Here is a 13,801-nt window from a genome sequence, read left to right on the forward strand (position 1 = left end):
GTCAGGCTTCCACGGAGAGTTCGGGGTGGACGGTGCGGAAGTCGACGCCGTTGGCGTACGAGCCCTTCCAGCCGTGCGAGCGCCCGGTCGGCTCGCAGAAATTGAAGTAGCGGAACTGCATCGACCAGCGCGAGCGCTGGCTGGTGTTGTGTCCCGATGCGTGCAGCACGAGAAAATCGACCATCACCAGATCGCGCGGCTTGGTGAGCGGCTGCACGTGCGGATAGCGCGCGAGATAGCTTGCTTCGTCCTTGATCAGCAGGGCATACGCGCCTTGCTTGCCGGCGTTGTCGGGGTCGGCGCTGAACACGGGCAGCGGCCCTTCCACATGCGAGCCCGGGCAGAACTCCACGGGGCCGATTTCGGGCGTGATTTCCACCAGCGGGCTCCAGAACACCACGCCATCGAGGCTGCGCAACTGGGCCGGGTATTCCTGGTGCCAGTTGGCGCGAAATTTCTCTTCGCGCGGGTTGTCGATGCGGATGCCTGAGCCAGCGTGCGCAATACCTGGCAGGGCGCCGGGCCGTACCTCTGTCACCAACGCTTCATGGCGCGGATCGCCCAGCAGGCGGACAAACGCCGGGATCTGCTTGACCGCGTCGTACACCTCGGCGCCGTATTTGCGGTTGGCCTTGATGACCGCCTGATAACCATCGTCGAAGCGCTCCGGCGCAAACGGCGCGCGCTCGATGTCGAGACGGTACTTGTCGATGATGAGGCCGATGATGTCGTAGATCGCGCGCTGGATCGGCTCGACCTGCGACGGCGCATAGAAGTCGCGCAGAATCAGCAGGCCGTCACGCTGAAAGGTCTCGATTTGATCAGGTGTCAGGATGCCAGGCATGCCAGCTTCTCCTGGTGTTCGCGTACGAGATCGAGCACCACGTTGGACACCGTCTCGATGTTCTCGCTCGACATGTCGTGATACGACGGCAGGTTGATGGCGCGCTCGGCAATCGCGTAGCTGTTGGGCGCGTTCTTGCGCCCGCTGGCTGCCGACGTGCCGAACAGCTCGGTCTCGCTGAGCGGGTAGAAAAACACACGTGCATCAATGCCGCGGCGCGAGAACGCTGCCAGCAGCCCGTCGCGCGTGATGCCGAGCGCTTCGTCAAACACAACCGTGGGCATCCAGTAGCTGTTCAGCGTGCCGGGTGCTTCCGGGTTGAGCGCAATGCCGCTGATGCCACCAAGGTGCTGCGCATATGCCGCGAAAATCTCGCGCTTGCGTGCGACCAGCGTATCGACACGCTCAAGCTGCGCGCAGCCGATGGCGGCCTGGATATTCGAAATCCGGTACTTGAAACCAATGAAGTCAGACCAGAACTGCTTGCCGCCCGGCGCGCGGCCATGGTTGTTCAGCGTCATCACGCGGTCGTACAGCGCACGGTCGTTCGTGACGAACATGCCGCCTTCGCCCGTCGTCATGGTCTTGGTGCCATGGAACGAGAAGGTGCCGAAAATGCCCTGCGCACCCGCAGCGTGTCCGTGCCAGCGCGAGCCGAGCGCTTCGGCCGCGTCTTCGATCACGGGAATGCCGTGGCGCTGACCGATGTCCAGCAGACGGTCCATCTCACACAGGTTGCCATAGAGATGCGTGGCGACGATGGCTTTCGTGCGTGGGGTGATGGCGGCTTCCACCAGCGCCGGGTCTACGCACCACGTGTCGGGCAGGATGTCAACGAACACCGGCGTGGCGCCCACATAGGTGATGGGCGAGGCGGTGGCGATCCAGTTGGTGTCGGCCAGGATCACCTCATCGCCCGCGCCGATGCCCAGCGCTGCGAGGCCCATGTGCATGGCACCGGTGCAGCTCGATGTAGCGATTGCGTACTGCGTGCCGACAAATGCGGCGAACTGCTTTTCGAAGCGATTGATATAGGCGTAGCACTGGTCGCCCCAGCCGTTGCGGGCGGCATCGGTGGCGTATTCGACTTCCAGCTCGGTGATCGACGGCTTGGAGTACAGAATCTTCTGGGTCATGGCTGTTCCTGTGGTTCAGGCGTCAGTGGCTGCGCAAGGCCGGCAAGTCGATCCCCGTGAACGCGTTGGTCAGCGGCGGATGTGCACGGTCCCGGTCGGAGCATTCGGTCATGGCGAGCGGCCAGGCAATGCCTAGCCGGCCGTCGTTCGGATTGAGGCCGTCTTCAGCGGCCTGCGCGTATGGCGTCGAGGTCAGGTACAGCAGCTCGCAATCGTCTTCGAGCGTCTGGAAGCCGTGGGCAAACCCCTTGGGCACCAGCAGGCTGTTGTGCCGCTCGGCGGACAGTTCCACTGCATGCCACTGCAAGAAGGTAGGCGAACCGGCACGCAGGTCGACGGCCACGTCGAACACGCGGCCGCGCACGCAGCTCACCAGCTTGATCTCGGCATGCGGCGAGTATTGGAAATGCAGCCCGCGCACCGTGCCGCGCTTGGCTGAGTAGGAGTGGTTCATCTGCGCGACCGGGGTATCGAAACCGGCGGCGACAAGTTCCTCTGCGCAGAAGAAGCGTGTGAAGTAGCCGCGATGATCCCCGATGATCTTTCGGTCGATTTCAACCACGCCGGCCAGCGGTGTCGGTGTGATGGTGAAGCGGCTCATGCGGTGCTCCTGGATGTGGCAGCAGATGCGGCGGCAGTGAAGCGGTCGATCTGCTGGTCGCACAGCGTGCGTGCATCTGTCGTCTTGTCATGCCGTTGGCGATACCACGCAGCGGTGTGCTCCAGCGCCGTCTCGAATGGCCACGCTGTTTGCCAGCCTAGTTGCTGGCGCGCCCGGCTGGCGTCCAGATGCAGCATGCCGGCCTCGTGCTTGCCCGTGGCGGCGCTGGCATCCAGTTGCCAGATCAGCGTGGGCCAATGTTGTTGCAGACCTTGCAGCACCTGTTCAACCGTGCGCGTGGCGGCGCTGTCCGGGCCGAAATTCCAGGCGGTGGCGCAGGATGCATCACCGGCCAGCAGGCGTTGCGCGAGCAGCAGATAGCCATGCAGGCAATCCAGCACGTGCTGCCATGGCCGTGTGGCGTGTGGTGAGCGGATGACGAGCGGCGCACCGGCACGCATGGCGCGCTCGGCATCGGGGATGAGCCGGTCTTCCGACCAGTCACCGCCGCCAATGACGTTGCCCGCGCGACCCGTAGCCAGCAGTGGGCCGTTGGCGAAGAACGCGCGCCGGTAGCTCGCGGTTACCAGTTCGGCGCAGGCCTTGGAGGCGCTATAGGGGTCATGACCGCCCAGTGCATCGGTCTCGCGGTAGCCCCAGGCCCACTCGCGGTTGTCGTAGCACTTGTCGGTGGTGGCCACCACGATGGCCGACAGGTTCGTGCAGCCACGCGCGGCTTCCAGCACGTTCACCGTGCCCATCACGTTGGTGGCGTAGGTGGCGGCAGGGTCCTTATACGACGCACGCACCAGTGGCTGTGCTGCCAGGTGAAAGACAACATCGGGCCGTGCCGCAGTCATGGCGTTACGCAAGGCACCCGCATCACGGATGTCACCCAACGTATGACCTGCCAGGGCTGATTCCACCTTGGCCAGTGTAAAGAGATTCGGGTTCGTTTCCGGCGCCAGGCTGTAGCCATGGACTTCTGCGCCAAGCTGGCGCAGCCACAGCGCCAGCCAGCTTCCTTTGAAGCCGGTATGCCCGGTCAGGAAGACGCGCTTGCCAGCCCAGGCGGCCGGGTGAAGCGTCACCACTTTTTCCACGGCGCGCTCCCCGATTGCCACAGGGCTTCCAGGCTGTTCTTGTCGCGCAGCGTGTCCATCGGCTGCCAGAAGCCGTGGTGCTCGAACGTGTTCAGTTCGCCCATCTCGGCCAGGCGGGTCATTGGCGCGCCTTCCCAGGGGGTGTCTTCACTCGCGATGTATTCGATGACGGACGGATTGAGTACGAAGAAGCCACCGTTGATCCAGGTGCCGCCGTCGCCGGGGGGCTTCTCGGTAAAGCCGGTCACGCGTGTGCCGTCGCGCTGGAGCAGGCCGTAGCGCCCCGGCGGCTGCACGGCCGTGACGGTGGCCATCTTGCCGTGCTCACGGTGGAAGGCGATCTTGCTGGTGATGTCGATGTCGGACACGCCATCGCCGTAGGTGAAGCAGAACGGCTCGTTCGGGTCGAGGTAGGCGGCCACGCGCTTCAGGCGCCCGCCGGTCTGCGATTGCTCGCCGGTGTCGACCAGCGTGATGCGCCAGGGCTCGGCGTGGCGCTCATGCACGGTCACTTCGTTCTTCGACATATCGAACGTCACGTCCGACATGTGCAGGAAGTAGTTGGCGAAGTATTCCTTGATGACGTAGCCCTTGTAGCCCAGGCAGATGATGAAGTCGTTGATGCCGTGGGCCGCGTAGATCTTCATGATGTGCCACAGGATCGGGCGCCCACCAATTTCGATCATCGGCTTGGGGCGCAGGTGCGACTCCTCGCTGATGCGTGTGCCGAGGCCGCCGGCCAGGATGACTGTCTTCATGGTTCAGTGCTCGCTCATGCGGCGACGGCAGCGCTGCGTTCCTGCATTTGCCGCGCGAGGTCGGAATATTGGTTTGACTTGATGGCCAGGGTGTCGGCCAGGGCGCGGTAGGTCAGCGCCAGATACTTCGCGGCGGCAAAGCTGCCCCGGCCGAACACGGCAGCGTCCAGCTTGGGCTGCTCGCCAATCTCCAGGCATTTCAGGAAGGCGGACTCCGCCATCGGCAGCCATTGCTTTTCGGCCTGCGCGGGGTCTTGTGCGGCGGCTTCAAACATCAGGTGGCCGAGCATGTAGAAGTAATCGGGCGAGCCGGACCACTCCTCCATCCACTCGCCAGCCAGGGTGATGGCCGCGTCCAGTTGCTTGGATTTGCTCAGGCACGCCAGCAGGCAGATGCACAGGTCATGCCGATAGGGCGCTGTCTTGGGCGCCGTCGTCAGCGCACGCTGGTAGTGCGCGGCGGCCTGGGCCGGGTCTTTCTGGTTGATCTCAAAGTCTTTGCCGAGCTGGTAGAGCACGTACGGATCATCCGGGTGCGCGGCCAGTTCCAGTTGCAGCAGCGTGTGGTTGCGCCCGCGTTTCTGGTCCAGCTTGGCGTTCATGTAGCCGTCGTGGCCGATCACCAGGGGCAGGCGCACGCGTTGCAGGTTGGCATTGGGCTGCTCGTGGATGCGGCCCTTGTAGCGCACGCCGCGCGGCAGCAGGCGGGCAATCCAGCTGTTGGAGTGCTCGACGTGGCCCGAGATGTCGTATTCGCTGCGGATGCACACCACGCCCAGCAGCGGGCCGAAGGTGCAGGCGTTGCGCAGCTCGTCGGTGCCACCTTCGATCCACTCGTCGGCGTCCAGCACGAGGTTCCAGTCGGCATTGGCGGCGGCCAGCGCGGCATTGCGGGCGGCCGAGAAGTCGTCCACCCACGTGAAATGGTGGACTTGCGCGCCGCATGCCTGGGCAATCGCCACGGTGTCGTCGGTGGAGCCGGTGTCGAGCACGATCATGCGGTCGACATGCGGCTTGGCGCTCAGCAGGCAGCGCTCGATGCAGGTTGCCTCATTGCGGGCGATGACCACCAGCGCAATCTCGGATCGGGTTGATCCTGTGCGGCGGTGTTTGGCGTGTTTGGACATGCGGACTCCCAACGGCAACTGCCAGTTGGTGCAGACAAAAAAAGATCCGGCGCGTGTGGCGTCAGATCGACATGCTCATGATGCTTTGGTAGGCCGAGACAAACTTGTTACGTACCTGCACAGCGGTCTGCAGGTCGATGTTGGCCTTCTGCAGCGAGAGCATTACGTCGTGCAGATCCACGTCGTTGTTGCCCATTTCGAAACTGCGCGAGACAGATTCGGCCTTTTGTTGCGAAGCATCCACCTTATCCAGCGACGATTTGAGCACCGCGCCAAAGTCGACACTGACTTTGGCGCCATCGCCGTCTGCGCCGCTGGCGCTGCCAAGCCCGCCGACCTTGCCCGACGGTGCCAGCACGCTGTTCATCAGTGACACCACCGAGTTGGCGTTCGTAATATCCATGTGAAGAGGACTCCTCTTTTATGCGTCTCTTGCATGTGGCGCCGGTTGTTGGCCGACGTTGGGCCGGCGGTTGGCCGACGAATAGCGAACTTCTGGCCGCTATGGCGCCACGGTGATGCAAAGGTAGCCGCCCGCCTGCCGTTCCCAAGCGCCCAAAAGAGCGGGAAAAGGCCCTCTTCTTGCCGAATTGCTTGCGCACCCCCTGCCGATAATGGCAACCACGGAGCTTTGCCCGTTGTTTGGATTTCTCGGGGTTTAGTTGCTCCGGCAACGCAGTCAGTCAGGAGATTTGGGATGCCAACGACAGCCGATTCGGTTGCTGTCGCCGACACGCTCGGTACGGTTGATATGCCGGCGGTGGGCCAAGGCGCGATGACGCGCCAGAACGGAGGTGCCTCGGGCGCCCTGGGCCCGCTCGGCCGTGGGTTTGCCAACATCCCGCCGCGTCTGCTGATGATGATCGGCGGGGCCGCACTGGTGGCCGTGATTGCCGCTGCGATGCTGTGGAGTCGCGCCCCTGACTACCGCGTGCTGTTCAGCAACGTCAGTGACAGCGACGGCGGGTCCATCATCGCTGCCCTGCAGCAGATGAACGTGCCGTACCGCTTTGCCAACGGCGGCACCGCCATCATGGTGCCCGAGGCCAACGTGCACGAGACCCGCCTGAAGCTGGCGTCGCAAGGGCTGCCCAAGGGCGGCCTGGCCGGCTTTGAGCTGATGGAAAACCAGAAATTCGGCACCAGCCAGTTTGCCGAGCAAGTCAATTACCAGCGCGCCCTGGAAGGCGAGCTGGCCCGCACCATCCAGGCCATGCAAGAGGTGCAGTCCGCCCGTGTGCACCTGGCGCTGTCCAAGCCGTCGGTGTTCGTGCGCGAGCAGGCCAAACCCAGCGCCTCGGTGCTGCTGACGTTGTATCCGGGCCGCATGCTCGACCGCTCGCAGGTGCAGGCCATCGGCCATCTCGTCTCCAGCAGCGTGCCGAACCTGCCGCTGGCCAACGTGACGGTGGTCGACCAGTCCGGCCGCCTGCTGTCGACCGCGTTCCAGGACAACGCCTCGGGTCTGGACCCGACGCAACTGAACTACGTGCGCGAGATCGAGCAGGGCTATATCAAGCGCATCGAAGCCATCCTCGGCCCCGTGGTGGGCGACGACAACGTGCGCGCCCAGGTGACCGCCGACGTCGATCTGGACAACACCGAACAGATGGCCGAGACGTACCGTCCGAACCAGGACCCGGCCAACGCTGCCGTGCGCAGCACGCATACCGCTGAAGCCACGCAAAACAAGGCCGATGCCCAGGGTGGCGTGCCGGGCGCGCTGTCCAACCAGCCGCCGACCGCGCCGCGCATGCTGCCGACCGCGCCGGCGCCTGCTTCCCAGCCGGCTGCCACGGGCCCGAATGGTCAGCCGTTGCAGCAGCCCGCTGCCGCAGGTGCGAATACAGGCGCCACCGGCACGACCACCAGCGGCAACTCGTCGAGCACCCGCGACACCACCACCAATTACGAAGTCGACAAGACCGTGCGCCGCACCCGCGCTGCAGTGGGCACCGTGCGCCGCCTGTCGGTGGCCGTGGTGGTCAATTACCGTGCCGACGGCAAGACCTGGAAGCCGCTGTCCGATGCCGACATGACCAAGCTCAACGCGCTGGTCAAGGATGCCGTGGGCTTTGACGCCAAGCGTGGCGACTCCGTGAACGTGGTCAACAGTCAGTTCTCGGGCACGCTGCCGGTGCCCAAGGACGACCTGCCGCTGTGGAAGCAGCCGGACATGATCCAGTACGCGATTCAAGGGGCCAAGTACCTGGCGCTGGCAATCGGCTTCCTGATCCTGGTGTTTGGGGTGGTCCGCCCGGCGATCCGCTCGATGGGCAAGAAGGCCGAGCCTGCCACGCCCACCTTCGTGGGCCGCGAAGGCGAAGACCCGAACGCCCCGATCATCACCGGCGCCGCCGCTTCGGCCGGGCCGGAGCTGGAAGGCCCGTCCGCCGCCGGCGCAGAGGGCGACGTGCCCGACAGCCTGCCGCAGCTCAAGAACAACGATTTCGAGAAGAAGCTGGAGACGATGCGTCGTGTCGCCCAGCAGAACCCGCGTGCCGTCGCGGCCGTCATCAAGCAATGGGTGAGTAACGAATGAGCGCCGAAGGACTCCAACGCAGCGCCATCCTGATGATGTCGCTGGGCGAAAGCGAAGCCGCCGAAGTGCTCAAGCACCTGGGTCCGCGCGAAGTGCAGAAGCTGGGCGCCACGATGGCCGCGCTCAAGAACGTCTCGCGCGAGCGCGTGCTCGACGCGTTTGACGCCTTCTTTGTCGAGGCTGAAGACCTGCCGCTGGACGTGGACTCCAACGAGTACATCCGCACCGTCTTCCGCAAGGCACTGGGCGACGACCGCGCTGCCAACATCATCGACAGGATCCTTTCGGGCGGCGACACCAGCGGCATTGAAGGCCTCAAGTGGATGGATGCGTCGTCGGTGGCGGAACTGATCCGCAACGAGCACCCGCAGATCATCGCCACCATCCTCGTGCACCTGGACCGCGATCAGGCCTCGGAAATCCTGACCTATTTCACCGAGCGCCTGCGCAACGACACCATCCTGCGTATCGCCACACTCGACGGCATTCAGCCAAGCGCGTTGCGCGAACTGAACGACGTGCTGACCAAGCTGCTGCAGGGTAACGACCACCGCAAGAAGAACGCGATGGGTGGCGTGCTCACGGCGGCAGAAATCCTCAACCTGGTGCCGAGCGCGGTGGAATCCGCCGTGATCGAGGGCGTGCGCTCGCGCGATCCGGAACTGGCCGACGCCATCGTCGAGAAGATGTTCGTCTTCGACAACCTCATCGACCTGGACGGCCGCGCCCTGCAGACGCTGCTGCGCGAAGTCAGCCAGGAAGTGCTGGTGGTGGCGCTCAAGGGGGCCAAGCAGGAGTTCCGCGACAAGGTGTTCGCCAACATGTCGCAGCGTGCCGGCACGATGCTCAAGGAAGAGCTGGAAGTGCTGGGCCCGGTCAAGGTGTCGGAAGTCGAGGCGCAGCAGAAGGAAATCCTGATGATCGCGCGCCGTCTGGCCGACGAGGGCGAGATCAGCATCGGCCGCAAGGCAGAGGACGCGTATGTCTGATCGCACGCGCGCACCCAATGTGTTTGTGATGGAGCGCTGAGATGCCGCGCCCGCCGATCATTCCGCGCGATACGCTGGTCGAGTACCAGCCGTGGGAGCCGACTGACTTCGAGCGCCAGGCTGAACAGGCCGCCGCTGAAGCCGCACCGCCCCCGCCGCCGGAAGCCGAGCCTCAAGAGCCGTCGATTTCCGAAGAGGAATGGCAGGCGATGCTGGACGCCGAACTGGCCACCGCCCGCGACGAAGGCCGTCGCGATGGCTTTGCCCAGGGCTTTCAGGACGGCTTCGAGCAAGGTCGTCGCCAGGGCGAGGAAGACGCCAAGCAGATCGCCACGCTGATGCAATCGGTGCGTGAAGCGATCGATCAATTGAACGGCAACGTTGCCGACGAATTGGTGGATCTGGCACTGCAACTTGCGCAGCAGTTTCTGCGTGGCGCGCTGCATGCGCAGCCCGAGCGCGTGCTGCCGCTCATCCGTGAAGTGCTGGGCGATGCGCCCACCGCACCGGCGCCCGCCATGCTGCGCGTGCATGCCGAGGATGCCGAACTGATTCGCCAGATGCTGGGCACCGAACTGGCCGCGGCAGGCTGGACCATCATCGTTGATGCCGCCATCGAACGTGGCGGTTGCCGTGTGCAAACCCGCTTCGGCGAGACCGATGCCACGCTGCAGACCCGCTGGGCAGAACTGACCCGCGCGCTGGGCCGCGATACCGCATGGATCGCCAGCGAGCGCTCGGAAGCCGAGCGTGTGGCCGGAGGGGCGCTCCATGTTGCCTGAGACTGTGCAATCGGCTGGCCAGGCAGCGGCCAATAATCCCAACGTGCGCGTGTGGCAAGCGCACCTGCGCCAGACCGCACAGCGCGCTCGCCTGGCCCGCCCGGTGGTGACGTGCGGCAAGCTCACGCGCGTGGCTGGCCTGGTCATGGAGGCTGTGGGCCTGAAGCTACCGGTGGGCAGCGCCTGCCGTGTGGAACTGCCGAATGGTGGCGGGGCAGCCCGCTACGTGCTGGCCGAGGTGGTGGGCTTTGCTGAAGAGCGCGCCTTCCTGATGCCGCAGACGGATCTGGTGGGCGTGGTGCCCGGCGCGCGCGTGTTCCCGCTGGAACCGCAGCACGTGCCGACCGACGCTGCCGACCCGACCATCGCGCACAGCAAGTTTCTGCCCGTGGGCCCGCGCCTGCTGGGCCGCGTGGTGGATGCCAACGGCGAGCCGCTGGATGGCAAGGGGCCGCTGGGCCCGCAAGAAGATCTGGCCTGGGGCACGCTGGCTCCGGCACCGCTGAACCCGCTCAAGCGCAAGCCGATCGAGCACGTGCTCGACGTGGGCGTGCGCGCCATCAATGGCTTGCTGACCGTGGGCCAAGGCCAGCGCCTGGGCCTGTTTGCCGGCTCTGGCGTCGGTAAGAGCGTGCTGCTGGGCATGATGGCCCGCTACACGCAGGCCGACGTGGTGGTGGTCGGCCTGATCGGCGAGCGCGGCCGCGAAGTGAAGGAATTCGTTGACGAGATTCTTGGTGAGGAAGGGCTCGCGCGCTCGGCCGTGGTGGCCGCACCGGCTGACAACTCACCGCTCATGCGCCTGCAGGGCGCTGCCTACGCACACACCATCGCCGAGTACTTCCGGGATCGCGGCTGCAATGTGCTGTTGATCGTCGATTCGCTCACCCGCTACGCGATGGCGCAGCGTGAGATCGCCCTGGCCATCGGCGAGCCGCCGGCCACCAAGGGCTATCCGCCCTCGGCATTTGCCAAGCTGCCGGCGCTGGTGGAGCGTGCCGGTAACGGCATGGTGGATGCCAGCGGCCGTGGCGGTTCGATCACCGCGTTCTACACCGTGCTGGCCGAAGGTGACGACCAGCAAGACCCGATTGCCGACGCCGCGCGCGCCATCCTGGACGGCCACTTTGTGCTCTCGCGCAAGCTGGCCGAGCAGGGGCACTACCCGGCCATCGACATCGAACAGTCGATCAGCCGCGTGATGTCGGCCATCGTGCCGCGCGAGCAGCTCGATACCGCCCGCCGCTTCAAGCAGCTCTATGCCCGTTACCAACGCAACCGCGACCTGATTGCCGTGGGTGCCTACGCGCGTGGCAGCGACCCGATGACCGACCAGGCCATCGCCCGCTATCCCGACATGGAGGCGTTCCTGCAGCAGGGCATGTTTGAGAACGAAAGCCGTGAGCACACGCTGGAGAAGATGAACGCGGTGCTCGCTTGACAGTGTGAAGTGTTAAGCGCGGCAAAAGCTTCGGGCTCAAGCCGCACAGTTTGAAACCGATTGGTTGACGTAGTGGAAATCCGGAGGTTCGACCATGACCACCATGAGCAAGCCGTTCCGCCTCAATACGGTGCTGGAACTGGCCCAGAAGGACACCGAAAAAGCCACGCAGGAAGTCGGCCGCCTGATGAACACGCGCGAGGCCGCCACGCAAAAGCTGGCCCTGCTGTCCGACTACCGCAACAACTATCACCAGCAGATGCTGAACACGGCCAACGCCGAGGGCGGCATCGACATCACGCGCCTGCGCAACTACGCCGCGTTCATTGACCGGCTGGGTGCCGCAGTGGACCAGCAGAAGGGCACCATCAACGCGCTGGAGAACCAGCTTGAAGCGAGCCGTGCCAACTGGATCGAGAAGCAGCGCCGTGAGCAATCGTTCGACATCCTGCGCCAGCGCCACATTGAAGAGCAGCGCCTGGATCAGGAGCGCCGCGACCAGCGCGAGAACGATGAACACGCCGCCAAGGTGATCCGCATGCGTGCAGCGCAGGGCGGCAACTGAACACGCGTACACGTACGCAGATGGAAGACGGAGTCAACGTGGGTTTGAGTGCTACCCCCAATACTGCCGCGCAAGACCTGACCGGCATGCTGTCCGCCAGCAACAACGCTGCCGCTGACAAGTCGCAGAGCGCGTCGTCGTCCAACGGCGACACCTTCGGCAACCTGCTGTCAGATCGCCTGGCGCAGGATGCCGCGCGTCGTCGTGCCGATGCACAGTCACAGTCCGCTGCTGACGATGCCGCCAGCCGCCGCGCAGATATCGCTCGCAAGGATGCTGCAAACGCCGGCGCGCGCAACAGCCAAGACATCAAACCCGCTGCCACGGCTCTTCCTCAGACGGTGCCGGCAACTGGCACGCAGGACGCTGCCAGCGCCAAGCCGGCGCAACCTGCCGATGCCAAGGACCTGGATGCGGCTGCGGCGCAGGCCGTCATTGATCCAGCTGCACAACTGGCAGCCCAGATTGAGGCTGCGCGCCAGGCAGCGCAGCAGGCGGCTCAGCAAGTTGCCCAGCAGACTGCCGTCGCCGCATCCGCAACAACGCTGCCGGCCACGCAGTCCGGCGCCCAGTCCAGCACGCAGTCGGTTGCCACGACCACCGTAGCGCAGGGCGCAAGCAACGCAACCACGACCGATGCCGACGCCGCCACGCTGGCTGCGCTGAACGCTGCCACCAATGGTTCGCAAGGTGGTGCCGACGCGGCAGCCGATGCGGCCGCATCCACGCCGGCTGGCCAAGCCGCGTTGCAAGCTGCCAAGAGCACCAAGGCCGCTGGCGCGACTGCGAACGGCAACACGCCGACGCTGCCCGCCACGCCGCTGCCCGATGGCAACGCGCTCACTCAGACGCTGGCACGCACGCGTGCCGTGTCTGACAACACCCCGGCTGCCGTGCGCCAACTGGGCAGTGCCTCGCCAACGCAGAACACCAACGGCGAGCACGGCCTGCCGAAGCGCGCGGAATCGAGCGCGCAAAGCAACAACTCGCAAACCGCCGCGGCAGTTGTGGCAGATGCCAGCAGCCGCGCGAGCAATGGTGGTAACACCGGCACGCAGGCGGATGCACAGGGCAGTGGTACCCAGTTCCAAGGTATCTTCGCGCGCGCCGAAGGCAATGCCGCGGCTGCCGCACCAACCTTTGCCGTTGGCACCGCTGGAGTGGCCGGCACCGCTGCCACCGCGGCGATCACGCCCGCGCAGGTCCATACGCTACCGACCTTTGGCGATGCCGCCTGGCCCCAAAGCATGGCGAGCCAGCTTGCCTTCATGCAGGTGCACCGCCAGTCGTCGGCCGAGCTGCAGTTGAATCCGGCCGAACTGGGCGGGCTGCACGTCAAGCTCGATGTCGACAACGGTGCCGTCAATGCCAGCTTTGTTTGCCAGCACCAAGCCGTGGCCGAACTCGTGCAGGATTCCATGCCGCGTCTGCGTGATGCCATGCAGCAAGGCGGCATGCAGCTTGCGCAAACGACCGTCAGCACGGGCGATTTCAGCCAGCAGCAGGGCGCCTGGCAGGGCGCATCTGCGCAAGGCAACGGCGCGGGCAACGGTGGCAGCGGCAGTCGCTTTGGCGGCAACGCACAAGGCCATGCCGATACCACCAGCGCCGTGGCTGCTGCACCGCAGCGCGTTTCCAGCCACGACGGTGCCATCGACACGTTTGCGTGACGGCAGAAGGGCAATACCTAAAGTTTTATTAAGACCAGCCGTTACTCCTCAGGAGTGCCATATCAATGGCCAGCCGCAAGGCGACGAAAGTAGAGAAGGACGGGAAATAACAACGCGAACGCCCCAGCAGCAACGGTGGCTTTGCGATGAATAACAAGGGGGTCAAGTCCGACCGGCGAAGACGGGATCAAACGGGGATCACTTCGCCACATCCGCCTTCGGGTGGATGCCACGGACCGATGC

General features: G+C 64.9%; 13 protein-coding genes. 6 read left to right on the top strand and 7 right to left on the bottom strand.

The window, feature by feature from the left end:
• Position 1 precedes the first annotated feature (1 nt).
• The 7 genes from ACS13N_RS23085 to fliE form a co-directional block, all read right to left on the bottom strand.
• The gene (locus ACS13N_RS23085) at positions 2 to 844 is read right to left on the bottom strand and encodes a phytanoyl-CoA dioxygenase family protein (RefSeq protein WP_438933924.1); all 843 of its coding nucleotides are present in this window, start codon (positions 842 to 844) and stop codon (positions 2 to 4) included.
• Positions 829 to 1,980, bottom strand: a complete 1,152-nt coding sequence (locus ACS13N_RS23090) for a DegT/DnrJ/EryC1/StrS family aminotransferase (RefSeq protein WP_438933925.1) — start codon at positions 1,978 to 1,980, stop codon at positions 829 to 831. The genes ACS13N_RS23085 and ACS13N_RS23090 overlap by 16 nt, the downstream gene beginning before the upstream one ends.
• Before the next feature lie 22 nt (positions 1,981 to 2,002).
• A complete protein-coding gene (gene rfbC, locus ACS13N_RS23095) occupies positions 2,003 to 2,581 on the bottom strand; it encodes a dTDP-4-dehydrorhamnose 3,5-epimerase (protein WP_438933926.1) in 579 nt (192 codons plus the stop codon).
• Entirely contained in the window at positions 2,578 to 3,684 is a 1,107-nt protein-coding gene (rfbG, locus tag ACS13N_RS23100; RefSeq protein WP_438933927.1) for a CDP-glucose 4,6-dehydratase, read from the bottom strand. Before rfbG ends, rfbC begins: the two co-directional genes overlap by 4 nt.
• On the bottom strand, positions 3,669 to 4,442 hold the full coding sequence (rfbF, locus tag ACS13N_RS23105; protein WP_438933928.1) for a glucose-1-phosphate cytidylyltransferase: 774 nt from the start codon (positions 4,440 to 4,442) through the stop codon (positions 3,669 to 3,671). Before rfbF ends, rfbG begins: the two co-directional genes overlap by 16 nt.
• Before the next feature lie 14 nt (positions 4,443 to 4,456).
• Positions 4,457 to 5,569 (bottom strand): glycosyltransferase, encoded by a 1,113-nt coding sequence (locus tag ACS13N_RS23110; protein ID WP_438933929.1) that lies wholly within the window; start codon positions 5,567 to 5,569, stop codon positions 4,457 to 4,459.
• 61 nt (positions 5,570 to 5,630) lie between these two features.
• On the bottom strand, positions 5,631 to 5,972 hold the full coding sequence (gene fliE / locus ACS13N_RS23115) for a flagellar hook-basal body complex protein FliE (RefSeq protein WP_438933930.1): 342 nt from the start codon (positions 5,970 to 5,972) through the stop codon (positions 5,631 to 5,633).
• Between the two features lie 294 nt (positions 5,973 to 6,266).
• Between fliE and fliF the strand changes: the two genes are divergently transcribed.
• The 6 genes from fliF (at position 6,267) to ACS13N_RS23145 (ending at position 13,558) form a co-directional block, all read left to right on the top strand.
• Complete coding sequence (gene fliF, locus ACS13N_RS23120) at positions 6,267 to 8,111, top strand: flagellar basal-body MS-ring/collar protein FliF (RefSeq protein WP_438933931.1); 1,845 nt, start codon at positions 6,267 to 6,269, stop codon at positions 8,109 to 8,111.
• Positions 8,108 to 9,100 carry a flagellar motor switch protein FliG gene (fliG, locus tag ACS13N_RS23125; RefSeq protein ID WP_039596815.1) on the top strand — a complete coding sequence of 331 codons (993 nt, stop codon included), beginning with the start codon at positions 8,108 to 8,110 and terminating at the stop codon, positions 9,098 to 9,100. The genes fliF and fliG overlap by 4 nt, the downstream gene beginning before the upstream one ends.
• Positions 9,101 to 9,141: 41 nt before the next feature.
• Positions 9,142 to 9,882 (top strand): flagellar assembly protein FliH, encoded by a 741-nt coding sequence (gene fliH / locus ACS13N_RS23130; protein WP_438933932.1) that lies wholly within the window; start codon positions 9,142 to 9,144, stop codon positions 9,880 to 9,882.
• Positions 9,872 to 11,323, top strand: coding sequence for a flagellar protein export ATPase FliI (gene fliI / locus ACS13N_RS23135; RefSeq protein ID WP_438933933.1), 1,452 nt, complete (start codon positions 9,872 to 9,874; stop codon positions 11,321 to 11,323). Before fliH ends, fliI begins: the two co-directional genes overlap by 11 nt.
• A gap of 94 nt (positions 11,324 to 11,417) precedes the next feature.
• Complete coding sequence (gene fliJ, locus ACS13N_RS23140; protein ID WP_438933934.1) at positions 11,418 to 11,888, top strand: flagellar export protein FliJ; 471 nt, start codon at positions 11,418 to 11,420, stop codon at positions 11,886 to 11,888.
• 38 nt (positions 11,889 to 11,926) lie between these two features.
• Complete coding sequence (locus ACS13N_RS23145; protein ID WP_438934474.1) at positions 11,927 to 13,558, top strand: flagellar hook-length control protein FliK; 1,632 nt, start codon at positions 11,927 to 11,929, stop codon at positions 13,556 to 13,558.
• The last annotated feature ends 243 nt before the right edge of the window (positions 13,559 to 13,801 follow it).

Source organism: Ralstonia sp. 24A2 (genome assembly GCF_051783885.1).
Classification (GTDB): domain Bacteria; phylum Pseudomonadota; class Gammaproteobacteria; order Burkholderiales; family Burkholderiaceae; genus Ralstonia.